The organism is Pseudomonas sp. B14(2022) (assembly GCF_012030485.1).
In the GTDB taxonomy this organism is placed as follows: domain Bacteria; phylum Pseudomonadota; class Gammaproteobacteria; order Pseudomonadales; family Pseudomonadaceae; genus Aquipseudomonas.
Map to the genome: position 1 here is coordinate 22,831 of NZ_JAAUVM010000006.1, position 21,101 is coordinate 43,931.

A 21,101-nucleotide genomic window follows, 5' to 3' on the forward strand; every position below is an offset into this window, starting at 1 on the left:
CACAGGTCAACTGTGGGAGCGGGCTTGCCCCCTCCCACACTGTCCGCGCATGACTAGGACATTTGTTTATGCCCGCTGCCCTCAATCGCTATCTCCTGGCATTGCTGCTATTGCTGCCTTTGGCGGTACATGCCGGCGACGCCGAAGACTTCCTGGCCGCCAACCCGATGCAACAAGCCAAGCTCCTCCAGGACTGGGCCGCCCAGCCCGACCCGGCGCGCATCGAGTTGGTGGACGCCCTGCAACAAGGCCAGCTCACGCTCAACGGTGAAACCAAGACCGTGCGCCTGAACAACCGCCTGCGTGGCCTGATCGATAACGTACAAGCCAGCCAGCAACTGCTCGCCGCCGACCCCAAGGTGCGCCTGGCCGCTGCGCAAACCCTGCAAAAAAGCGCGCAACCTGCGCAACTCAAATTCCTCGACCAGCAGGTCGCCGCCGAAACCAACGAGGACGTGCACACCGCCCTCAGCCTGGCCCTGGCCAACCTGCAACTGGTGGACACCGACCCGGTGGTGCGCCTCGCTGCGGTGCGCCTGCTCGGCAGTACCGGCGACCCGCTGGCCCGCACCCGCCTCGAAGCGCTGCTGGCGCCCGGTGTGGAAACCGACGCCGCCGTGCACACCGCCGCCGAGACCAGCCTGGCCCAGGTCAAACGCAAACTGATGATGGGTGAAATCCTCGGCCAGGCCTTCAGCGGCATGTCCCTGGGATCGATCCTGCTGCTGGCGGCCCTGGGCCTGGCGATCACCTTCGGCCTGCTCGGTGTGATCAACATGGCCCACGGCGAGATGCTGATGCTCGGCGCCTACTCCACCTATGTGGTGCAACTGCTGATGCAGCGCTACGTGCCTGCGGCCATCGAGTTCTATCCGCTGATCGCGCTGCCGGTGGCGTTTTTCGTCACCGCCGCAATCGGCATGGCCCTGGAGCGCACGGTGATTCGTCACCTGTACGGCCGGCCACTGGAAACCCTGCTCGCCACCTGGGGCATCAGCCTGATGCTGATCCAACTGGTGCGCCTGGTGTTTGGTGCGCAGAACGTCGAGGTGGCAAACCCGCAGTGGCTGTCGGGCGGCATTCAAGTGCTGCCCAACCTGGTGCTGCCGTACAACCGCATCGTGATCATCGCTTTCGCGCTGTTTGTGGTGGTGCTGACCTGGCTGCTGCTGAACAAGACCCGCCTGGGGCTCAACGTGCGCGCCGTCACCCAGAACCGCAACATGGCCGCCTGCTGCGGCGTGCCCACCGGGCGTGTGGACATGCTCGCGTTTGGCCTGGGCTCCGGCATTGCCGGGCTGGGCGGCGTGGCGCTGAGCCAGATCGGTAACGTCGGCCCCGACCTGGGCCAGAGCTACATCATCGACTCGTTCCTGGTGGTGGTGCTCGGCGGTGTCGGCCAGTTGGCCGGTAGCGTCATGGCGGCGTTTGGCTTGGGTATCGCCAACAAGATCCTCGAACCACAGATCGGTGCCGTGCTCGGCAAGATCCTGATCCTCGCGCTGATCATTCTGTTTATCCAGAAACGCCCGCAGGGACTCTTCGCACTGAAAGGACGGGTGATCGACTGATGAACCAGCCACTGATGCTTACGGCCGCACAAAAGGCCGGCCCCAAGGTGACGATTGCAGTCGGCGCGGTGGTGCTGCTCCTGCTGCTGGCCCTGCCGTTGTGTTCGCTGCTGTCACCGGACAACCCGCTGCATGTATCGGCCTACACCCTGACATTGGTGGGCAAGATCCTTTGCTACGCCATCGTCGCCCTGGCCTTGGACCTGGTGTGGGGTTATGCGGGGATGCTGTCCCTGGGCCACGGCCTGTTCTTTGCCCTCGGCGGTTATGCCATGGGCATGTACCTGATGCGCCAGGCCTCTGGCGATGAGCTGCCGGCGTTCATGACCTTTTTGTCGTGGACCGAATTGCCCTGGTATTGGGTCGGCACCGAGCACTTCCTCTGGGCCCTGTGCCTGGTGGTATTGGCGCCGGGCGTGCTGGCGCTGGTGTTCGGCTTCTTCGCGTTCCGCTCGCGGATCAAGGGCGTGTATTTCTCGATCATGACCCAGGCGCTGACCTTTGCCGGGATGCTGTTGTTCTTTCGCAACGAGACCGGGTTCGGTGGCAACAACGGCTTCACCAACTTCCGCAGCATCCTCGGCTTTGGCATTACCGAACCAGGCACGCGTGCCGTGCTGTTCGTGGCAACAGTGGGGTTGCTGGTGGCGAGCCTGTACATCGGCTGGCGCCTGGCCCAGAGCAAGTTCGGCCGGGTGCTGACCGCTCTGCGCGATGCCGAGAACCGCCTGATGTTCTGCGGCTACGACCCGCGCGGCTTCAAGCTGTTCGTATGGGTGTTGAGCGCGGTGTTATGCGGCTTGGCAGGTGCGTTGTACGTGCCGCAAGTGGGCATCATCAACCCGAGTGAAATGTCGCCGACCAACTCCATCGAAGCCGCCGTATGGGTGGCCTTGGGCGGGCGTGGCACGCTGATCGGGCCGTTGCTCGGCGCGGGCGTGGTCAATGGTATGAAGAGCTGGTTCACCGTGGCCTTTCCGGAGTACTGGCTGTTCTTCCTCGGGGCGCTGTTCATCATCGTCACCCTGTACCTGCCCAAGGGCGTTATCGGGCTGTTGAAGAAATGAGGAACGTCATGCTCGAACCTATTTTTGATGCGGGCAGCGGCCGCGATGCGATCGGCATCGGCCAGGCCGCAGGCACCGGCCTGAACACCCGCCATGGCACCATCCTGACCCTCGAAGACATCAGCGTCAGCTTTGACGGTTTCAAGGCGCTCAACAACTTGAACCTGTACATCGGCGTCGGCGAATTGCGCTGCATCATCGGCCCCAACGGCGCGGGCAAGACCACGCTGATGGACGTGATCACCGGCAAGACCCGGCCCAGCCACGGCAAGGCCTGGTTTGGCGAAACCCTCGACTTGACCAGCATGAGCGAAGTGCAGATCGCCCAGGCCGGCATCGGCCGTAAGTTCCAGAAACCCACGGTGTTCGAAGCCCTGAGCGTGTTCGAAAACCTGGAGCTGGCGCAGAAGACCGACAAGTCGGTGTGGGCCAGCCTGCGTGCACGCCTGAGCGGTGAGCAAAAGGATCGTATCGATGAAGTGCTCGACACCATCCGCCTCACCGCTTCGGTGCATCGGCCCGCCGGGCTGCTCTCACACGGGCAAAAGCAGTTCCTGGAAATCGGTATGCTGCTGATGCAAGACCCGCAACTGTTGCTGCTGGACGAACCGGTGGCGGGCATGACCGACGCCGAAACCGAATTCACCGCCGAACTGTTCAAGCGCCTGGCGGGCAAGCATTCGTTGATGGTGGTGGAACACGACATGGGTTTTGTCGGCTCGATTGCCGACCACGTGACCGTGTTGCACCAGGGCAGTGTGCTGGCCGAAGGGTCGCTGGAACAGGTGCAGGAAAATGAGCGGGTGATCGAGGTGTACCTCGGTCGCTAAGGAGAACTGAACATGCTGCAAGTCGACAAGCTGCACCAGTACTACGGCGGTAGCCACATCCTGCGTGGGCTGTCCTTCGACGTGAAGATCGGCGAAGTCACCTGCCTGCTCGGCCGTAACGGCGTGGGCAAGACCACCCTGCTCAAATGCCTGATGGGCCTGCTGCCGGCCAAAGAAGGCGCGGTGAATTGGGAAGGCAAGGCCATCACCGGCTTCAAGCCACACCAGCGGGTGCACGCAGGGATCGCCTATGTGCCCCAGGGCCGGGAGATTTTCGGGCGGCTGACGGTGGAAGAAAACCTGCTGATGGGGCTGTCGCGTTTTCCCGGCTCGGAAGCCAAGGAAGTGCCGGCGTTTATCTATGAACTGTTCCCGGTTTTGCTGCAAATGAAGCACCGGCGCGGCGGCGATTTGTCCGGCGGCCAGCAGCAACAGTTGGCCATCGGCCGCGCCCTGGCCAGCCGTCCGCGCCTGTTGATCCTCGATGAGCCCACCGAAGGCATCCAGCCGTCGGTAATCAAGGAGATCGGCGCAGTGATCAAGAAACTCGCGGCGCGCGGCGACATGGCGATCCTGTTGGTGGAGCAGTTCTACGACTTTGCTGCCGAGTTGGCCGACCACTACCTGGTGATGTCGCGCGGTGAAATCGTGCAGCAGGGCCGCGGTGAAAATATGGAAAGCGAGGGTGTGCGCGGCTTGGTTACCATCTAACCTGTAGCGTCCTGACGATAAGCACAAGAAACCATGAACCTGCCCGTTTCCCCTGCCCTGTTCACGCCCAGCTGGCACGCCGAGCTGGAACTCGGCTATGCGCGCTTCGGCGACACCACGCGCCCGGTGATGCGCCGCCATCTCGGCCCGCTGCGGGTGCAAAAGCACCTGTACGCCGAAGGTCCCGAGGTGTGCCAGCACATCATCGTGCACCCACCTGGCGGGATTGCCGGCGGTGATCGCCTGGACATCCGCGCCCATGTCGCCGAGGGCGCCTGGGCCCAGTTGACCAGCCCCGGCGCAGCCAAGTGGTATCGCGCCAGCGGCCCGGCGTTTCAGCAGTTGGACCTGACCGTGGAAACCGGCGCGACCCTGGAGTGGCTGCCCCAGGAAACCATCGTGTTCAGCGCCGCCCAGGCCGAACTCAGCACCCGCATCGACCTGCACGGCGATGCCCGGTTGTTCTACTGGGACGTGATCGCCCTGGGACGCCCGGCCAGTGGCGAGCGTTTCGACCTGGGGCACTTTCAATCGCACCTGGATATCCGCCGCGACGGCCAGTTGCTCTGGCACGAGCGCCAGCGCATTGTGGGCGCCGACGGTCTGCTCGACTCGCCCATCGGCCTGGACGGCCAACCGGTGTTCGCCACACTGCTGGTGACCGGCGATATAGAACCTGAATTACTCGAACACTGCCGCGCACTGCCCCACGCCGTGCGCGGCGACCTGACCCAACTGCCCGGCTTGCTGGTCGCCCGCTGCCTGGCCAGCGAAGCGCTGCTGGCGCGGGGCTGGTTGATTGATTTATGGAAATTGTTACGCCCCGCCATGTTTGGGCGAGAGGCGGTCTCACCAAGAATCTGGAGCACCTGAAGATCAACATGTGGGAGGAGGCTTGCTCCCGATAGCGGTGGATCAGTGACAGATGCATTGCCTGACACGGCCCTATCGGGGGCAAGCCCCCTCCCACAGGGGATCTGCGGTGTTTTTATGAATGATGTTTGAAGGACCTTGAACCATGGACCTGACCCCACGGGAAAAAGACAAACTGCTGATCTTCACCGCCGGTTTAGTAGCCGAACGGCGCCTGGCGCGCGGTGTGAAGCTCAACTACCCGGAAACCATCGCCTATATCTCCGCCGCCTTGATGGAAGGCGCCCGCGATGGCCGCACCGTGGCCGACCTGATGCACTACGGCACCACCCTGCTCAGCCGTGAACAGGTGATGGAAGGCATCCCGGAAATGATCCCGGATATCCAGGTGGAAGCCACCTTCCCCGACGGCACCAAACTGGTGACTGTCCACCAACCCATCGCGTGAGGCACGGCCATGATTCGTGATGCAACCGAGCAGGACCTGCCGGCGATCCGCGACATCTACAACGACGCGGTACTCAACACCACGGCGATCTGGAACGAACAACTGGTGGATCTCGGCAACCGCCAGGCCTGGCTCAGTGCACGCCAGGCCCAGGGCTATCCGATTCTGGTGGCGACCGAAAATGAGCAAGTGATCGGCTATGCCTCGTTTGGCGATTGGCGCGCGTTCGAGGGCTACCGCTACAGCGTCGAGCACTCGGTGTATGTACGCAACGACCAGCGCGGCAAAGGCCTTGGCCCACTGCTGATGCAGGCCCTGATCGAACGCGCCAGAACCTGTGGCAAGCATGTGATGGTGGCGGCTATCGAAAGCGGCAACCTGGCGTCGATCCGCCTGCATGAACGCCTGGGGTTCGTCACCACCGGGCAAATGCCCCAAGTGGGCATCAAGTTCGGCCGCTGGCTGGACCTGACCTTTATGCAACTGACATTGAATCCGGGCGCGCAACCGCCCAAGGAGTGAGTTCGATGAATGCCGCGCAACTGCGTCGAGTCAATGCTGAAAGTTTTGCCCACTACCGCCGGGGCCTGATCGAGCTGTTGCTGGATGCGGTCAAGCAGGGTGCGTCGGTTGGTTTTATGGCCGACTTCGATGAGGCCCAGGCCCGCGTCTATCTGGAAAGCGTGCAGGCGAGCATTGAAGACGCCAGCCTGTTGCTGTGGGTGGTGGTGCGCGATGAGCAGGTGATCGCCAGCGTGCAGTTGGCACTGTGTCAGAAAGCCAACGGCCTGAACCGCGCCGAAGTGCAAAAGCTGCTGGTGCACAGCAGCGCGCGGCGCCACGGCCTGGGCCAACAATTGATGAACACCCTGGAGCTCGCCGCGCGCCAGCACAAGCGCGGCCTGCTGTACCTGGACACCGAAGCCGGCTCGCCTGCCGAAGCCTTCTACCAGTCGCTGCGCTACACCAAGCTCGGTGAACTGCCCGACTACTGCCAAAGCCCGGACGGGCGCTACAGCCCGACCGCCATCTACTTCAAGACCCTGGGGCAACCTGCATGATTCCTGGCGAATATCAGATCCAGCCTGGCGAGATCGAACTCAACGTCGGCCGGCGCACCGTCACCCTCAGCGTGGCCAACAGCGGCGACCGGCCGATCCAGGTGGGTTCGCACTACCATTTTTTCGAGACCAATGACGCACTGACGTTTGACCGTCCATTGAGCCGCGGCATGCGCCTGAATATTCCGGCGGGCACGGCGGTGCGGTTTGAGCCGGGGCAGAGCCGTGAGGTCGAGCTGGTTGATTTGAGCGGCGGGCGGCGGGTATTCGGGTTTGCCGGACGGATCATGGGCGACCTTTAGGGCCTCATCGGGAGCAAGTCGAATCGTCGCACCGCCCCTCCCACATTTTGACCGTGTTCACACATCAAAGGTGGGAGGGGGCTTGCTCCCGATAGCGGTGTCACATTCAACACATTCTTCTCAGGGCACACACCTATGAAAATCAGCCGCCAAGCCTACGCCGACATGTACGGCCCCACCGTCGGTGACAAGGTCCGCCTGGCCGATACCGAGCTGTTCGTCGAAGTCGAGCAGGACTTCACCGTCTATGGCGAAGAAGTGAAATTCGGCGGCGGCAAAGTCATCCGCGACGGCCAGGGCCAGAGCCAATTGCTCGCCCATGAAGTCGTCGACACCCTGATCACCAACGCGCTGATCATCGACCACTGGGGCATCGTCAAAGCCGACGTCGGCTTGAAGAACGGCCGCATTCACGCGATCGGCAAGGCCGGCAACCCGGACATCCAGCCCGGCGTAACCATGGCCATCGGCGCCAGCACCGAAGTGATCGCCGGCGAAGGCATGATCCTCACCGCCGGCGGCATCGACTCCCACGTGCATTTCATCTGCCCGCAGCAGATCGAAGAGGCGCTGACCAGCGGCGTCACCACCATGATCGGCGGCGGCACCGGGCCGGCCACCGGCACCAACGCCACCACCTGCACCTCCGGGCCCTGGCACCTGGCGCGCATGCTGCAGGCCAGCGACTCGTTCCCGATGAACATCGGGTTTACCGGCAAGGGCAACGCGAGCTTGCCCGAGCCGTTGATCGAGCAGGTCAAGGCCGGCGCCATCGGCTTGAAGTTGCATGAAGACTGGGGCACCACGCCCGCCAGCATCGACAACTGCCTGAGCGTCGCCGACCAGTACGACGTGCAGGTGGCGATCCACAGCGACACCCTCAACGAATCCGGCTTTGTCGAAACCACCCTCGCCGCGCTCAAGGGCCGCACCATCCACACCTACCACACCGAAGGTGCCGGTGGCGGCCACGCGCCGGACATCATCAAGGCCTGCGGCTTTCCCAACGTGCTGCCCAGCTCCACCAACCCGACGCGGCCGTTCACGCGCAACACCATCGACGAACACCTGGACATGTTGATGGTCTGCCATCACCTGGACCCAAGCATTGCCGAAGACGTGGCCTTCGCCGAAAGCCGCATCCGCCGCGAGACCATCGCCGCCGAAGACATCCTGCACGACCTCGGCGCGTTCTCGATGATCAGCTCCGACAGCCAGGCCATGGGCCGCGTTGGTGAAGTGATCACCCGCACCTGGCAGACCGCCGACAAGATGAAGAAACAGCGTGGCGCCCTGCCCGGTGACGGCCCCGGCAACGACAACTTCCGCGCCAAGCGCTACATCGCCAAGTACACCATCAACCCGGCGATCACCCATGGCATCAGCCATATCGTCGGGTCCATCGAAGTGGGCAAGTGGGCTGACCTGGTGCTGTGGCGCCCGGCGTTCTTCGGCATCAAGCCGACCCTGATCCTCAAGGGCGGCGCGATTGCGTCCAGCCTGATGGGCGATGCCAATGCGTCGATCCCCACCCCGCAGCCGGTGCACTATCGCCCGATGTTCGCCAGTTTCGGCAGCTCACTGCATGCCACCAGCCTGACCTTTATCAGCCAGGCAGCCCTGGACGCAGGCTTGCCGCAAGCGCTGGGCCTGAAGAAACAGATTGAGGTGGTGAAAGGGTGTCGCGACGTGCAGAAAACCGACCTGATCCACAACGATTACCTGCCGGATATCGAGGTGGACCCACAGACCTATCAGGTCAAGGCCGACGGGGTGCTGCTGTGGTGTGAGCCGGCGGATGTGTTGCCGATGGCGCAGCGGTATTTCCTATTCTGACTTGGAACCTGTGGTGAGGGAGCTTGTGCCCTCACCACAAATCCCCTTAGAACTGCTCGCGCGGATTGAACGCGGCTTTTTTTGCCAGCTCCTGCCACAACGCTTTCACGTCGTCATCGCCTGCCGGTGGCATCACCGCCTTGAGCTGCACGTACAGGAAGCCACGCTGCCCGGCCTTGTTCAGCAAGCCATGGCCCTTGGCACGCATGCGCTGGCCGTTCTGGCTGCCGGCTGGCACCTTGAGGTTGATCTTGCCAGTCAGGGTCGGCACGGCCACTTCCGCGCCCAGCGCCAATTCCCACGGCGCCAGCGGCAGGTTGATGATCAGGTTTTCGCCATCCACTTCGAACTTGGGATGCGGCGCAAACTTGACGATCAGGTACAGGTCACCATTGGCCCCACCGCCAATGCCCGGTGCGCCCTGCCCTTTGAGGCGGATACGCTCACCGTCGGCCACGCCGGCGGGGATCTTCACGTTCAGGCTCTTGGTGGTATTGCTGACATGCCGGCCCGAGGCGTCGTATTGCGGCACCTGGAAGCTGATCTGCTTGGACTCGGTGGACAGCGTCTCTTCGAGGAACACCGACAGCTGCATCTCCACGTCCTGGCCCTTGCGCCCGGTCGGACGACGCTGGCCGCCACCAAAGGCATCGCCACGACCGCCAAAGATCGAGCTGAAGAAGTCAGAGAAGTCTTCGGTGCCCTGGCCACCGCCAAAACCGCCACGGCTCTGCCAGCCTGGCGGGCCCTGGAACGGTTGGCCATGCTGGCCGTATTTGCGCAGCTCGTCGTATTCGGCGCGCTTATCGGCGCTTTTAAGCGCTTCATAGGCTTCGGACGCGTCCTTGAACTTGGCTTCGGCGTCTTTTTCCTTGCTCACGTCCGGGTGATATTTGCGCGCGAGCTTGCGATAGGCGGCCTTGATTTCCTTGTCATCGGCCGTCGGCTCGACACCCAGAATCTTGTAGTAGTCTTTGAAATCCATCGGCGGTTCACCATCCTTAATCGAGATCGCACAGCCCGGGGCACAACGTGCGTTGCTTTGCACCTGTAGAGTGTCGTGGCCTGGGGGTGCGTCAAAGTGTTATCGGCGCTTGCCGTATGCACCAGATGTGGGGGCAAATGCTGAACTTTCAAGCACGATTTAACGGATGGTCGGCCTACGCATCCGCCCTCGACTGGCATACACTGCGCGGCCGTTTTTCAACCGGAACCCGATAGACATGAAAAACCCATCCCCAGCCCGTGCCTGCGGTATCGACTTCGGCACGTCCAACTCCACCGTCGGCTGGATCCGCCCCGGCATGGAAACGCTTATCGCGCTGGAGGACGACAAGATCACCCTGCCGTCGGTGGTGTTCTTCAACTTCGAGGAGCGCCGCCCGGTCTACGGTCGCCTGGCCCTGCACGAATACCTGGAAAACTACGAAGGCCGGCTGATGCGCTCGCTCAAGAGCCTGCTGGGTTCCAAGTTGATCAAGCACGACACCAGCGTATTGGGCACGGCGATGCCGTTCACCGACCTGCTGGCGCTGTTTATCGGCCAACTCAAGAGCCGCGCCGAAGCCACCGCCGGCCGCGAGTTCGAAGAAGTGGTACTGGGCCGCCCGGTGTTCTTCGTCGATGACGACCCGATGGCCGACCAGGAAGCCGAAAACACCTTGGTCGACGTGGCGCGCAAGATCGGTTTCAAGGACATCTCGTTCCAATACGAACCGATTGCCGCCGCGTTCGACTACGAGTCCACCATCGAGAAAGAAGAGCTGGTACTGATCGTCGACATCGGCGGTGGTACGTCCGACTTCTCGCTGGTGCGTCTGTCCCCGGACCGCCGCCACAACGACAACCGCCAGGACGACATCCTCGCCACCGGCGGCGTGCACATCGGCGGGACCGACTTCGACAAGCAACTGTCCCTGGCCGGCATGATGCCGCTGTTCGGCTACGGCAGCCGCATGAAAAGCGGCGCCTACATGCCCACCAGCCACCACATGAATCTGGCGACCTGGCACACCATCAACTCGGTGTACTCGCAGAAATCCCAGCTGGCCCTGGGCAGCATGCGCTATGACATCGAAGACACCGGCGGCATCGACCGCCTGTTCAAGCTGATCGAACAGCGCGCCGGGCACTGGCTGGCCATGGAAGTGGAAGAGACCAAGATCCAACTCACCCATGACGACAGCCGCCACGTCCTGCTGGACCGGGTTGAGCCGGGGTTGAGCGTGGACCTGAGCCGCGCACTGTTCGAGTCGGCCATCGACGGCTTGCTGGAGCGCGTGCGCAACAGCGTGACGCAGTTGCTCACCGATGCCTCGGTGTCGGTGGCCCAGGTGGACACGGTGTTCTTTACCGGTGGTTCAAGCGGTATTCCAGCACTGCGCCACAGCATCTCGGCAATGCTGCCGAATGCCCGGCATGTGGAAGGGAATATCTTCGGCAGTATCGGCAGCGGTTTGGCGATTGAAGCCAGCAAGCGCTACGGCTGCTGAGTTTCACCTGAAATACCGTGGTGACTTCATCGGGGGCAAGCCCCCTCCCACACTGACAGTGTTCACAAGTCGACCTATGTAAACACAGTAAATGTGGGAGGGGGCTTGCCCCCGATGGGGCCCGCCCAGGCAACACACGCCTTAAACCATCCCGCCGAGCTTCAGCTCACTCTTCAGATACGCATAGTAAATCGGCCCCGCCACCACCCCCGGCAAACCAAACGCGGCTTCAAACACCAGCATCGCCAGAAGCAATTCCCACGACTTGGCACTGATCTGCCCGCCGACGATGCGCGCGTTGAGGAAGTACTCGACCTTGTGGATCACGATCAAATACCCCAGCGCCGCCACCGCCACCCAGATCGACAGCGACAGCGCGACGATGGTGATCAGGGTGTTGGACATCAGGTTGCCAATCACCGGCAGCAGGCCGAGCAGGAAGGTCAGCACGATCAGGGTTTTGGTCAGCGGCAGGTGAATGCCGCACAACGGCAATACCACGGCGAGGAACACGGCGGTAAAGACGGTGTTGAGCGCGGCGATCTTGATCTGTGCAAAAACGATGTTGCGAAACGCCTGGACCAGCAGGTGCAGGCGGTCGAACAGCGCGGCGGCCAAAGGCTTGCGCTTGGTCAGATCCGGCACGCGCTGCAGGGCGATGATCGCGCCAAGCACCATGCCGATCAGCAGGGTGACGAACATGTGGGCGGCGTCTTTGCCGACCAGTTGCAGTTCGCTCAGGTGCTTGCTCAGCCAGTCGCCGATGGCCACGCGGAATTCGGCGGCGCTGGCGGGCAGGTAGGCATCGAGGAACGGCGGCAACTGGCCGCGCGCCCGGTCGACCACACCCATGAACTTGTCGAGGGAGGCCCCGGGGTTTTCCGCTTCGTGGAGCAGGAAGCTGATGGCGCCGGCGAAGATCAGGGTCAGCACGCTGACGATCAGGGTGCCGAGCAAGGCCACCGCCAACCAGCGCGCGCGGCGCCCTTCGATCAACCGTTGCAGTTGGGGGGTGAGCATGTTGACCAGTTCATAGACCAACAGGCCGGCCAACAGGCTGGGCAGCAATTTCAGCGGCAATACCAGCAGCAACCCGCCGAAAATGATGATGTAGCTGGCCAGCAACAACACATGACGCTGAGAAAACGTTGGCATACAGCCTCAAAACGAACGGCATTAAAGGATGTGTGGGAGCGAGCTTGCTCGCGAAGGTCGCCAACGATAACGCGTTTATTCTGAATAAACGCGGGGTAATTGTGTTCTTCGCGAGCAAGCTCGCTCCTACAGGTGGGCTGTGTGCGAGTGTCGCAGCCTTCTAGGGCCCGGGGCTATCAATTCTTCAGGCAGGTACTCATGAACGTCTTGCGCGCATCGCCGGTCAGCGCCTTGGTTTTCGCCGACGCATTGCAATCCTTCATCTTCTGCTGCTGCGGCGTGAGCGTCTTCGCATCATTGGCCGCCGGGGCCGACAGGCAGGTTTTCATGAATGCCTTGCGCTCGTCGCCCTTGAGCGTCTTGGTGGTGGCTTCGGCATTGCAGGTGGTCATCTTGTTTTGCTGCGCGGTGGCGGCAAAGCCTTGGGAACAGAGCAGCAGGCCTAACATCATCAACGGAACACGCAACATCTTCATGAAGTTTTCTCCCTGTTACCGCGCCGAGGAGCGCAGCCTTCCGAGAGTGTAGCCAAATCCTGTTACACATTCCCGCGAAGAGAGGATAATCCCCGCTCATTCCTCTGTACGGCGATGTCATGCAATACGCGTATCCCTTGCTGGCCATTTTTATCTGGGCCGGCAACACCGTGGTCAACAAACTGGCCGTGGGTTCGATTTTCCCCGCTGAAATCGGCTTTTACCGCTGGTTGCTGGCAGCACTGCTGTTTACACCGTTCATGCTCAAACCGGTCATCGCCAACTGGCCGCTGATCCGCCCGAACCTGGGCAAGATCTGCATCCTCGGCGTGCTGGGCATGGCGGTGTACCAGAGCCTGGCGTACTACGCCGCTTCGCTGACCAGCGCCACCAACATGGGCATCATCCTGTCGTTGATGCCGTTGATGGCCCTGACGGCGGCCATCATCAGCCTGGGCCAGCGCCTGACGTTTGGTGCGCTGACGGGTGCGGTGCTGTCGTTCGCCGGGGTTGTGGTGGTGGTGTCGGCCGGCAGCCTCGGCGCGTTGCTGCAGCACGGCGTGAACCTGGGCGACGCAATGATGCTGGTCGCGACCCTGGCGTATGCGGTCTACAGCACCCTGCTGAAAAAATGGCAACTGCGCTTGCCGCCGCTGGTGCTTCTGTATTTACAGGTGCTGGTGGCAGTGGTGGTGCTGTTTCCGCTGTTTCTGTTTTCGGCAAAAGCCGGCCTGGGCTGGGCGAATATTCCACTGGTGCTTTATGCGTGCTTGCTGGCTTCGATGCTCGCGCCGCTGGCGTGGATGCATTCGGTGAAGACCCTGGGACCAAGCCGCACAACGCTGTTTTTCAACCTGCTGCCGTTGATCACCGCGTTGATTGCCTCCGTGGTGTTGAAGGAAGAGTTGGCGCTGTATCACCTGGTGGGGGGCTTGCTGACCTTGGGCGGGGTGATTTTGTCCGAGCGCTGGACCACACCGGTGCGCCGCCAGGCTTAAACCCCGGCGGCCTTCAGGCGCTGGGCATGCTCGACGAACAACCGGATCGGCTCGGCGCCCTTGCCTACCAGGCCCATGGACTGGTTGACGATATCGAAGTGGTCCAGGGCGTAGTCATCGCCGATCACCCGCCCCAGGTGCGAGCTGCAGCGCCCGACCATGCCGTCGCACTGGCCCTTCTCGCGCACGAAGCTGCGGGCGAACACTCGGCAACTGCGATTCGTCCCGTCCAGCAGGTTGCGCCCGCGATCGGTCTTGCCCGGTTGCAAGGTGCCGGACCATGAGTAGTAGCGCACGCCATTGACCACCTCCGCCCCGTGCCCGCCCCAGGTGTGCGGCAGCCCTTGGGGATACTCGCGGTTGAACAGCGCCACGCCTGCACTGGTCAGGGAGTGGTGGGACGCCTGCAAGTCCGCCTTGAAGCGCGGGCCGCGATAGCCGGTTTCCAGCAGGCTCATCACCGCTGCAACCAGATGAAACAGCGCGCTCATGAGCCGCCCCTTCACGCTGTCGGCCGGATAATGCGCGTGGATATGGTCCGCCAGTTCCGAGCCGTGATTGGGCCCGGCCACCGACGTCACCGATGCTACCCACTCCGGGCGCATGGCCGCCGCATAACGGGCGGTCAGCGCGCCCTGGCTATGGCCGATCAGGTTGACCTTGTCGGCGCCGGTCTCAAGGCGAATCCGCTCGATCTGCGCCAGCAACTGCTCGCCACGCACCTCGCTGGAATCCAGCGGCGCCACCTGGATGGGAAACACCTGCGCCCCACCCGCCCGCAGTGCCGGGACAATGCCGTACCAGTAAGGGAAGAACCCCAGGCGCACGAACCCCAGCATGCCAGGCACCAGCACCAAGGGGTAACGCGTGGCTAACAACTGCGACATGTAGCGAACGCCCTGGATCAAGAAAGGATGATGGCAGGCTAGCGCAACTCCAGCGACGCGCTGATGACACGTCGGGCAAATCCAATAAAACTTTTTGCTGCGCCCGTGACTCACAACTGGGAGCGATCACGCCGACAGAGCGTGGCGTAAAACCGGATTAGCCCCAGGAGATTGAGATGACTGAAGCAAACTTGACTGACGTTGCGACCCTGCGCAGCCGCGCCCGCCAAAACGTCGAAAACGGTGCCGTGACCGAGGGCTATGACGCCGACCGCGAAGAGATTATCCGCCTGCTCAACGGCTCCCTGGCCACTGAGCTGGTGTGTGTGCTGCGCTACAAGCGCCACTACTTCATGGCCAGCGGCGTTAAAGCTGCCGTCGCCGCGCAGGAGTTCCTCGAACACGCCACCCAGGAAGCCGAGCACGCCGACAAACTCGCCGAACGCATCGTGCAGTTAGGCGGCGAGCCGGAGTTCAACCCGGACCTGCTGTCGAAAAACTCCCACGCCCAATACGTGGCCGGTAACAGCTTGAAGGAAATGGTCTACGAAGACCTGGTGGCCGAGCGGATCGCGGTGGACAGCTACCGTGAAATCATCCAGTACATCGGTGATAAGGATCCAACCACGCGTCGCCTGTTTGAAGAGATCCTGGCTCAGGAAGAAGAGCATGCGGACGATATGGCGGATATTCTCGAAAGCCTGTAAGCCGCGCAATTCAAAAAAATGTGGGAGGGGGCTTGCTCCCGATGACGGAGTGTCAGCCACCGGATGCAGTGGCTGAAACGACGCATCGGGGGCAAGCCCCCTCCCACATTTGGGTTTGTGTTCTGTCCGCTAGCCTTTCACCGTCTTCGGTGCCTTGCCCTCCTTCATCTGCTGCAACAACGGTGCACACTGGTTCGGCGCATCGGCGCTTGGTGCCACCAGCGCCAACAGACCCGCTGCCGGGCCGGCGATCACACCCAGAGCCACCATACCCGCGCCACGCAGGGCCAGGGGGATGGCTTTTACACCCGCATTGGGCTTGATGAACGGGCCGTTGACGTACAACGGCGAACGCAGGGAAAACAGGCGGAAGCCCTTGGACTCGGGGGTGACGGTCAGGTCGAGCTGTTCGGTGGCCATGTTGGCGGTGCCATCGATATAGATGATCGCGTTCTCGGTATCGAACACAAACAACCGTGTGGTTGCCAGGCCGGTCTTGATCCCGAAGTCCGCCGCCGCGCAGTTGATCTTCACTTCCTTGTCGCCAAACAGGCGGCCCACCACATAGTTGCCCACGTTGAGCCCGGCAATTTCCATCAGGCCACGGCTGATGGCGCCGTCGTTGATCAGCATCTTCAGGTCACCGTTGGAGGTGCCCAACAGCGCCGCGACGGAGTTACCGCGCCCGGAAATATCGGCATCACCGTTGAGTTCACCAAAGCTGGTTTTCATCGGTTCGAAGGTCGGGAACAACTGCTTGAGCTTGAAGTTGCGCGCAGTGAATTTGGCGCGGCCTTCCATCGGCGTGGTGCGGCCGTTCAAGCGGATCTGCGCATCCAGCTTGCCGCCGGCGACGCCGAATCGCAGCGGCTCCAGGCTCAGTTCCCCATCGTTGAGTACCAGGTGAGTGTACAGGTCGTTGAAGGGCAATTCGGCACTGTGCACGATGCGCTTGCCGGTGAATTCCACATCGGCATCCATGTCGCGCCAGCGCTCGGTGCGGAACTCCTCCACCGGCAGCACTTTGGTCGCCGGCTGTTTGCTCTCACCGCCACGCGCCTTTTGCTTGGCGTTGGAGTCGGCACCGATCAGGGGGGCAAGGTCGGTCATCAGCAATTGGTTGGACACCAACGCACCGCTGAGCTTGGGACGTGGCTGGCTGGCGACATAGGCGAGGTTGCCGTGAATATCGCTGTTGCCGATCTTGCCGTTGAAGTTTTCGTAGCTGAATGACGCGCCGCTGGCCTCGTGCAACTTGGCGATCAAGTGGCCGTCAGTGGAGTAGGCCGGTGAATCCGGCAAGGTGACGCCGGTCAGCGGGTAGAGGTTACCCAGGCTGCTGCCGGACAGTTTCAGGCGCAGGTCCAGGGCGCCGAGGTTCAACGGGTCGGTCAAGGTGCCTGCCAGCGCGATGCTGGTATCGGCAATCTTGACCTGGGCTTGCAGCGGAAACGGCTTGGCCGCGTCCTGCAAGGCCAGCAGGCCACCGATCTTGCCGCTGCCGTCGAGCTTCTGCCCGTGGTACTGGCCTTTGACCTTGAGGGCGAACGCATAGTCCTGGGGCGCGGAGCCTTTTTCCAAGGCCTTCCTGGCATCGGCGTCACCGACGATTTCGCCGAACGGGATCGGCTTGCCCAGGGGGTCGATGATCACGTCCAACTGAGTCTTGAGGGTCTGGTCGTCGAGGGTCACGTGGCCCTTGTCGAAACCAATGGCGCCGATGTCCACCACCCAGTTGGAAGGTTCGGCGTCGGGGTCCTTGGGATCGAACTTGAACGTCCAGTTGGCGCGGCCATCGGCCAGGCGCTGCAACTCGGCACTGGGCTCGGTGAGGTCGATACGCGGGATCACCACGCGCTGCACCAGCAACGCCAGCGGCGAAATACGCAACTCGACTTTTTTCAGCGTGACCATCTGCGGTTTTTTCGACCACTCGGGGTTGCCCAGGGTCAGGTCCTCGGCAATCACATGGGGCCACGGCACCCAGGCGCGCCAGCCGCCTTCATCGGGCTCACGTGCCCACACCACCGCCAGGTTGCCGTTGATGGCAAACGGACGATGCAGCTCTTCGGAAACTTTGGCATTGAGCGGGGGCTTGATGCGGTTCCAGTCGAAGAACACCAGGACCAGCACCACCACAGCGATTAACACAACGAAGCTGGCGCAGCTCCAAGTGACGATTTTACGAGTGCGCGTCATTGCACAGGACTCCTGAATACGACTGGCCGGGTTACAGCCATTAAGACAGCTTATAAAACTACGACTGGCAAACCGACCGGGGGTTTAACCCGATCACCGATTTAACCGCAAAAAGCCATTTACCTGACCAACCAGACACATTCTGGCCATCAACGACGCACCATTGTTACCCAGGTTCGTGTCGAAAATACCCACCACGGTGCAAAACCGCGTGCTTGAGAGGCTTGTTCTAGAGCCTCCGCCGGGAACAATCAATTCTGTTGATTATTACCATTGCGTTTATGAACTTTTATATCGACTTATCGAGAGTAGCATTAGCCCCGTACCCACTTTATCGCCCTCCCAAGGAGCAACCCATCATGAAACGCCAAGTACTCGCTACCGTCCTGTTATCCATCCTGGCTTCCAGCGCATTTGCGCTGCCTGCCGCCGAACAGGTTACCCCACAAGTCAAAGCCGACGCCGTTCACTTCAACCAGACCCTGGCCCGCAGCGGTTCGCAAGAAGACGAGAACCGTGACTACGCCAAAGGCGCTGTTGCTGAAAACGGTTCGGAACAAGCCAACAAACGCGCCTACACCGAAGGCCTGACCGAAAACGGCCGTAACCGCCTGGAACAGAAAGGTTTGGTTGAAGGTGGCGCGGAACAAGCCAACGAACGTGCCTACACTGAAGGTGTCGCCGAAGGTGGTGCTGATCGCCTGCAAGAACTGCATCAAGCTCAGAGCTGACCCCGTGGTGGCCCACAAAAAAGCCCGATCTACCGACCGGGCTTTTGACTTTTTGTAGAGCCTGTCACGCAACCTCCTCATCTATCCCCCGCCAAGTTCGACGTCAACGAAGCTGTTTTGCTAGAGTGCGTCGCTGTACTCGCCGACAAAGCCCGCCTGCCCATGCTGCCCCGCGCCGAACAGAAGCAACAGACCCGCCTCGCCCTGATGGACGCTGCCCGCCATCTGATGGAGTGTGGTCGTGGGTTTGGCAGCCTGAGCCTGCGTGAAGTGGCCAAAACCGCAGGCATTGTCCCCACCGGTTTCTATCGCCACTTTGCCGATATGGACCAGCTTGGACTTGTATTGGTGAGTGAGGTGGGCCAGACCTTTCGCGCCACCATTCGCCTGGTGCGCCACAACGAATTCGTGATGGGCGGCATTATCGATGCCTCAGTGCGGATTTTTCTCGATGTGGTCTCGGCCAACCGCTCGCAATTCCTGTTCCTGGCCCGTGAGCAATACGGCGGTTGCCTGGCGGTGCGCCAAGCCATCGGAGCCCTGCGTGAAGACATCACCCGCGACCTGGCGGCAGACCTGACGCTGATGCCCAAACTGCAGCACCTGGATGCCGAAGGTTTGCACGTGATGGCGGACCTGATCGTCAAGAGCGTGTTTGCCACCCTCCCCGACATCATCGACCCGCCTGCCCAGGCGTTGCCTGCCCACCTCACGCCCCAGGCGAAAATCACCCAGCAACTGCGCTTTATCTTTATCGGCCTCAAACACTGGCAAGGCCTGGGCAGCACCGAATAAGCCGTCAACCCGCCGTGTGAAAACGCTTGGCGGTGGTGTAGTGCTTGTTCCAATAGCTGTTGCTCAGTGAATCGATGCGGATGCTTTTGCCGGTGCGCGGTGAATGAATGAATTTACCCTCGCCGATATACAGGCCGACATGGCTGACCTGGCCGCGCCCATTGCCTTTGAAAAACACCGCATCCCCTGGCTTTAAAGCCGTGCGTTGGATGGTCGGAGCCGTTGATCGGTGCATCGCCACCGTGGTGCGCGGTATCTGGATATTGGCTTGGGTCTTGAACAGGTAAACCAGGAAGCTGCTGCAATCGAACCCCTGCTCTGCTGAAGAACCACCCCACTTGTAGGGGGTGCCCAGCAGTTCGTGGGCACGGTCGATCACATCATTGATAGGGGCCTCCTTAACCGAAACGGTGAAGGTTGAACGTGGCTGCAAATTGGCCGAGGCCGATGAAATGGCCAAAGACAGGCTGACAATAACCAAGCAAAAAAATGACTTGAACATGATGAACGTCGCAGTGGATTAAACACGGCGCATAGCCTAAAGACACGGCACGTAATGTTTTGAACGCCGATTCCTGATCACGCGTAGGACAAATCCGAAAACGCCCGAGACCAGTGCGCACAACAGCAAATCGCACCATTTTGGCCCACTCAAAAACCCTTCCCACGCCCCGTTTAGTAGCACCGTCTTGCCTGCCTACAGGCATTTCCTACGCTTGACCGGGTTGGCAAGCCCCTTGCTCTAGCACTTCCATCGCTCATAGCTGGAAGCTTCCTGATGCTGGTGATCCACCGCCGAATCGCCCCCCAAGCCCTCTGGGCCGCTGAGCTGCTGCTGAATTTCGAAGCACGCAGCAAGAGCCGCCTGCGCTGTTTCAGTGCCGACGGTGAAGACGTCGGCCTGTTTCTGGAGCGCGGCCAGCCGCCGTTGCACGATGGCGAATTCCTACAAGCCGAAGACGGACGTGTCGTACGCGTGTGCGCCCGCCCTGAACACCTGCTGCACGTCACCTGCAGCAACGCCTTTGAACTGACCCGCGCCGCCTACCACCTCGGCAACCGCCATGTGGCCTTGCAAGTGGGGGATGGCTGGTTGCGCCTGCTCGATGACTACGTGCTCAAGGCCATGCTTGAGCAACTGGGCGCCCACACCGAAACCATCGAAGCGCCGTTCCAACCGGAACACGGCGCCTACGGCGGTGGCCACCATCACTCCCGTCATGGCGATGAAGATTTCAACTACCCGCCCAAGCTGCATCAGTTCGGCGTGCGTCTATGAACCCAGCCTGGGCGCTGTTGCGTCTGGCCAGTCCGCAATTGCCGATTGGCGGCTACAGCTATTCCCAAGGTTTGGAAATGGCCGTGGAGAACGGCCGCGTCAACGATGCCGCCAGTGCTCGCCGCTGGATCAGCGACCAATTGCTGCTCAACCTTGCGCGCTTCGAAGCCCCGTTGTTGCTCGCCCACTGTCGCGCCGCCGCAGAGCAGGACTGGCCAGCGTTGGCACAGCTGTGCGAAGCGCATCAAGCCAGCCGCGAAACCCGGGAGCTGTATCAGGAAAGTCGGCAGATGGGTTATTCCCTGCAGCAGTTGCTCAATGGCCTGCCGGAACTGGACAGCGACGCCCACAGCTTCCTGGAGCAACGCAGCGAACCGCACTTGGCCTTGGGCTGGGCCCTGGCCGCACGTGCCTGGGCGATCAGCGCCGACGACGCCCTCGCCGCCTGGCTCTGGAGCTGGCTGGAAAACCAATTGGCCGTGCTGATGAAAACCCTGCCCCTGGGCCAACAAGCCGCGCAACGCCTGACCAGCGAGCTGCTGCCCCTGCTGCAACAAGCCCAGCAGGACGCCGCCTGCATCGACCCCCACCATTTCGGCAGCGCCGCCTTCGGCCTGTCCCTGGCGAGCATGGCCCACGAGCGCCAGTACAGCCGCCTGTTCCGTTCCTAGGGCTTTAAATTT

At 61.6% G+C, this 21,101-nt stretch carries 23 protein-coding genes; 17 read left to right on the forward strand and 6 right to left on the reverse strand.

The features are described 5' to 3' along the window. Positions 1–68 precede the first annotated feature (68 nt). From urtB to ureC, 10 genes are all read left to right on the forward strand, one after another. The gene (gene urtB, locus HCF10_RS11225) at positions 69–1,571 is read left to right on the forward strand and encodes an urea ABC transporter permease subunit UrtB (protein WP_167655537.1); all 1,503 of its coding nucleotides are present in this window, start codon (positions 69–71) and stop codon (positions 1,569–1,571) included. After that, positions 1,571–2,638 carry an urea ABC transporter permease subunit UrtC gene (gene urtC, locus HCF10_RS11230; protein ID WP_131696731.1) on the forward strand — a complete coding sequence of 356 codons (1,068 nt, stop codon included), beginning with the start codon at positions 1,571–1,573 and terminating at the stop codon, positions 2,636–2,638. The genes urtB and urtC overlap by 1 nt, the downstream gene beginning before the upstream one ends. Next, a complete protein-coding gene (gene urtD / locus HCF10_RS11235; protein WP_178116730.1) occupies positions 2,635–3,468 on the forward strand; it encodes an urea ABC transporter ATP-binding protein UrtD in 834 nt (277 codons plus the stop codon). The genes urtC and urtD overlap by 4 nt, the downstream gene beginning before the upstream one ends. A 12-nt stretch (positions 3,469–3,480) precedes the next feature. After that, positions 3,481–4,179: an urea ABC transporter ATP-binding subunit UrtE gene (urtE, locus tag HCF10_RS11240; RefSeq protein ID WP_122538470.1), complete on the forward strand. Its 699-nt coding sequence runs from the start codon at positions 3,481–3,483 to the stop codon at positions 4,177–4,179. A 33-nt stretch (positions 4,180–4,212) separates the two neighbouring features. Then, entirely contained in the window at positions 4,213–5,052 is an 840-nt protein-coding gene (locus tag HCF10_RS11245; RefSeq protein ID WP_131696733.1) for an urease accessory protein UreD, read from the forward strand. A gap of 145 nt (positions 5,053–5,197) precedes the next feature. Continuing rightward, positions 5,198–5,500 carry an urease subunit gamma gene (gene ureA / locus HCF10_RS11250; RefSeq protein WP_003171437.1) on the forward strand — a complete coding sequence of 101 codons (303 nt, stop codon included), beginning with the start codon at positions 5,198–5,200 and terminating at the stop codon, positions 5,498–5,500. Between the two features lie 9 nt (positions 5,501–5,509). Beyond that, positions 5,510–6,022, forward strand: a complete 513-nt coding sequence (locus HCF10_RS11255; RefSeq protein WP_090400824.1) for a GNAT family N-acetyltransferase — start codon at positions 5,510–5,512, stop codon at positions 6,020–6,022. Between the two features lie 5 nt (positions 6,023–6,027). Next, complete coding sequence (locus HCF10_RS11260) at positions 6,028–6,561, forward strand: GNAT family N-acetyltransferase (RefSeq protein WP_131696734.1); 534 nt, start codon at positions 6,028–6,030, stop codon at positions 6,559–6,561. Continuing rightward, the gene (locus HCF10_RS11265) at positions 6,558–6,863 is read left to right on the forward strand and encodes an urease subunit beta (RefSeq protein ID WP_027607724.1); all 306 of its coding nucleotides are present in this window, start codon (positions 6,558–6,560) and stop codon (positions 6,861–6,863) included. The genes HCF10_RS11260 and HCF10_RS11265 overlap by 4 nt, the downstream gene beginning before the upstream one ends. A gap of 135 nt (positions 6,864–6,998) precedes the next feature. Beyond that, entirely contained in the window at positions 6,999–8,699 is a 1,701-nt protein-coding gene (gene ureC, locus HCF10_RS11270) for an urease subunit alpha (protein ID WP_145336041.1), read from the forward strand. A gap of 46 nt (positions 8,700–8,745) precedes the next feature. Here ureC and HCF10_RS11275 read toward each other — a convergent pair whose 3' ends face one another. Next, entirely contained in the window at positions 8,746–9,684 is a 939-nt protein-coding gene (locus HCF10_RS11275; protein WP_131696736.1) for a DnaJ C-terminal domain-containing protein, read from the reverse strand. A gap of 238 nt (positions 9,685–9,922) precedes the next feature. On the opposite strand from HCF10_RS11275, the gene HCF10_RS11280 reads away from it, so the two are divergent. Further along, positions 9,923–11,191 carry an Hsp70 family protein gene (locus tag HCF10_RS11280; protein WP_131696737.1) on the forward strand — a complete coding sequence of 423 codons (1,269 nt, stop codon included), beginning with the start codon at positions 9,923–9,925 and terminating at the stop codon, positions 11,189–11,191. Positions 11,192–11,332: 141 nt separating this feature from the next. Here the strand turns inward: HCF10_RS11280 and HCF10_RS11285 are convergent, their stop codons facing one another. Beyond that, positions 11,333–12,346 carry an AI-2E family transporter gene (locus HCF10_RS11285; protein ID WP_131696738.1) on the reverse strand — a complete coding sequence of 338 codons (1,014 nt, stop codon included), beginning with the start codon at positions 12,344–12,346 and terminating at the stop codon, positions 11,333–11,335. 176 nt (positions 12,347–12,522) lie between these two features. Continuing rightward, positions 12,523–12,822 (reverse strand): PsiF family protein, encoded by a 300-nt coding sequence (locus tag HCF10_RS11290; RefSeq protein WP_131696739.1) that lies wholly within the window; start codon positions 12,820–12,822, stop codon positions 12,523–12,525. Between the two features lie 119 nt (positions 12,823–12,941). Here HCF10_RS11290 and HCF10_RS11295 point away from each other — a divergent pair, with 119 nt between their 5' ends. After that, on the forward strand, positions 12,942–13,820 hold the full coding sequence (locus HCF10_RS11295; protein WP_167655538.1) for a DMT family transporter: 879 nt from the start codon (positions 12,942–12,944) through the stop codon (positions 13,818–13,820). Here HCF10_RS11295 and HCF10_RS11300 read toward each other — a convergent pair. Beyond that, positions 13,817–14,707 (reverse strand): esterase/lipase family protein, encoded by an 891-nt coding sequence (locus HCF10_RS11300; RefSeq protein WP_131696741.1) that lies wholly within the window; start codon positions 14,705–14,707, stop codon positions 13,817–13,819. The two genes, HCF10_RS11295 and HCF10_RS11300, sit on opposite strands and share 4 nt — an antisense overlap. 176 nt (positions 14,708–14,883) lie before the next feature. Here HCF10_RS11300 and HCF10_RS11305 point away from each other — a divergent pair, with 176 nt between their 5' ends. Continuing rightward, the gene (locus tag HCF10_RS11305; protein WP_027607715.1) at positions 14,884–15,414 is read left to right on the forward strand and encodes a ferritin-like domain-containing protein; all 531 of its coding nucleotides are present in this window, start codon (positions 14,884–14,886) and stop codon (positions 15,412–15,414) included. A 129-nt stretch (positions 15,415–15,543) separates the two neighbouring features. Here HCF10_RS11305 and HCF10_RS11310 read toward each other — a convergent pair whose 3' ends face one another. Then, entirely contained in the window at positions 15,544–17,613 is a 2,070-nt protein-coding gene (locus tag HCF10_RS11310) for an AsmA family protein (RefSeq protein ID WP_167655539.1), read from the reverse strand. A gap of 359 nt (positions 17,614–17,972) precedes the next feature. On the opposite strand from HCF10_RS11310, the gene HCF10_RS11315 reads away from it, so the two are divergent. Then, positions 17,973–18,344 carry a hypothetical protein gene (locus HCF10_RS11315; protein ID WP_131696743.1) on the forward strand — a complete coding sequence of 124 codons (372 nt, stop codon included), beginning with the start codon at positions 17,973–17,975 and terminating at the stop codon, positions 18,342–18,344. A 162-nt stretch (positions 18,345–18,506) separates the two neighbouring features. Beyond that, on the forward strand, positions 18,507–19,139 hold the full coding sequence (locus HCF10_RS11320; protein ID WP_065900186.1) for a TetR family transcriptional regulator: 633 nt from the start codon (positions 18,507–18,509) through the stop codon (positions 19,137–19,139). A 4-nt stretch (positions 19,140–19,143) separates the two neighbouring features. On the opposite strand, the gene HCF10_RS11325 is transcribed toward HCF10_RS11320, so the two are convergent. Then, the gene (locus tag HCF10_RS11325) at positions 19,144–19,641 is read right to left on the reverse strand and encodes a C40 family peptidase (protein WP_131696744.1); all 498 of its coding nucleotides are present in this window, start codon (positions 19,639–19,641) and stop codon (positions 19,144–19,146) included. Between the two features lie 276 nt (positions 19,642–19,917). Between HCF10_RS11325 and ureE the strand changes: the two genes are divergently transcribed. After that, positions 19,918–20,418: an urease accessory protein UreE gene (ureE, locus tag HCF10_RS11330; RefSeq protein WP_065947138.1), complete on the forward strand. Its 501-nt coding sequence runs from the start codon at positions 19,918–19,920 to the stop codon at positions 20,416–20,418. After that, a complete protein-coding gene (locus tag HCF10_RS11335; protein WP_167655540.1) occupies positions 20,415–21,089 on the forward strand; it encodes an urease accessory protein UreF in 675 nt (224 codons plus the stop codon). Before ureE ends, HCF10_RS11335 begins: the two co-directional genes overlap by 4 nt. Positions 21,090–21,101: the final 12 nt, after the last annotated feature.

Excerpts from the sequence above, each read along its gene's own strand:
- HCF10_RS11300 (WP_131696741.1), bottom strand. The coding sequence starts at position 14,707 with ATGTCGCAGTTGTTAGCCACGCGTTACCCCTTGGTGCTGGTGCCTGGC.
- HCF10_RS11265 (WP_027607724.1), top strand. The coding sequence starts at position 6,558 with ATGATTCCTGGCGAATATCAGATCCAGCCTGGCGAGATCGAACTCAAC.
- HCF10_RS11280 (WP_131696737.1), top strand. The coding sequence starts at position 9,923 with ATGAAAAACCCATCCCCAGCCCGTGCCTGCGGTATCGACTTCGGCACG.
- HCF10_RS11305 (WP_027607715.1), top strand. The coding sequence starts at position 14,884 with ATGACTGAAGCAAACTTGACTGACGTTGCGACCCTGCGCAGCCGCGCC.
- HCF10_RS11290 (WP_131696739.1), bottom strand. The coding sequence starts at position 12,822 with ATGAAGATGTTGCGTGTTCCGTTGATGATGTTAGGCCTGCTGCTCTGT.
- HCF10_RS11285 (WP_131696738.1), bottom strand. The coding sequence starts at position 12,346 with ATGCCAACGTTTTCTCAGCGTCATGTGTTGTTGCTGGCCAGCTACATC.
- urtE (WP_122538470.1), top strand. The coding sequence starts at position 3,481 with ATGCTGCAAGTCGACAAGCTGCACCAGTACTACGGCGGTAGCCACATC.
- urtC (WP_131696731.1), top strand. The coding sequence starts at position 1,571 with ATGAACCAGCCACTGATGCTTACGGCCGCACAAAAGGCCGGCCCCAAG.
- HCF10_RS11310 (WP_167655539.1), bottom strand. The coding sequence starts at position 17,613 with ATGACGCGCACTCGTAAAATCGTCACTTGGAGCTGCGCCAGCTTCGTT.
- HCF10_RS11325 (WP_131696744.1), bottom strand. The coding sequence starts at position 19,641 with ATGTTCAAGTCATTTTTTTGCTTGGTTATTGTCAGCCTGTCTTTGGCC.
- HCF10_RS11315 (WP_131696743.1), top strand. The coding sequence starts at position 17,973 with ATGAAACGCCAAGTACTCGCTACCGTCCTGTTATCCATCCTGGCTTCC.
- ureC (WP_145336041.1), top strand. The coding sequence starts at position 6,999 with ATGAAAATCAGCCGCCAAGCCTACGCCGACATGTACGGCCCCACCGTC.
- ureA (WP_003171437.1), top strand. The coding sequence starts at position 5,198 with ATGGACCTGACCCCACGGGAAAAAGACAAACTGCTGATCTTCACCGCC.
- urtD (WP_178116730.1), top strand. The coding sequence starts at position 2,635 with ATGAGGAACGTCATGCTCGAACCTATTTTTGATGCGGGCAGCGGCCGC.
- HCF10_RS11245 (WP_131696733.1), top strand. The coding sequence starts at position 4,213 with ATGAACCTGCCCGTTTCCCCTGCCCTGTTCACGCCCAGCTGGCACGCC.
- HCF10_RS11275 (WP_131696736.1), bottom strand. The coding sequence starts at position 9,684 with ATGGATTTCAAAGACTACTACAAGATTCTGGGTGTCGAGCCGACGGCC.
- HCF10_RS11320 (WP_065900186.1), top strand. The coding sequence starts at position 18,507 with ATGCTGCCCCGCGCCGAACAGAAGCAACAGACCCGCCTCGCCCTGATG.
- HCF10_RS11335 (WP_167655540.1), top strand. The coding sequence starts at position 20,415 with ATGAACCCAGCCTGGGCGCTGTTGCGTCTGGCCAGTCCGCAATTGCCG.
- HCF10_RS11255 (WP_090400824.1), top strand. The coding sequence starts at position 5,510 with ATGATTCGTGATGCAACCGAGCAGGACCTGCCGGCGATCCGCGACATC.
- HCF10_RS11260 (WP_131696734.1), top strand. The coding sequence starts at position 6,028 with ATGAATGCCGCGCAACTGCGTCGAGTCAATGCTGAAAGTTTTGCCCAC.
- HCF10_RS11295 (WP_167655538.1), top strand. The coding sequence starts at position 12,942 with ATGCAATACGCGTATCCCTTGCTGGCCATTTTTATCTGGGCCGGCAAC.
- ureE (WP_065947138.1), top strand. The coding sequence starts at position 19,918 with ATGCTGGTGATCCACCGCCGAATCGCCCCCCAAGCCCTCTGGGCCGCT.
- urtB (WP_167655537.1), top strand. The coding sequence starts at position 69 with ATGCCCGCTGCCCTCAATCGCTATCTCCTGGCATTGCTGCTATTGCTG.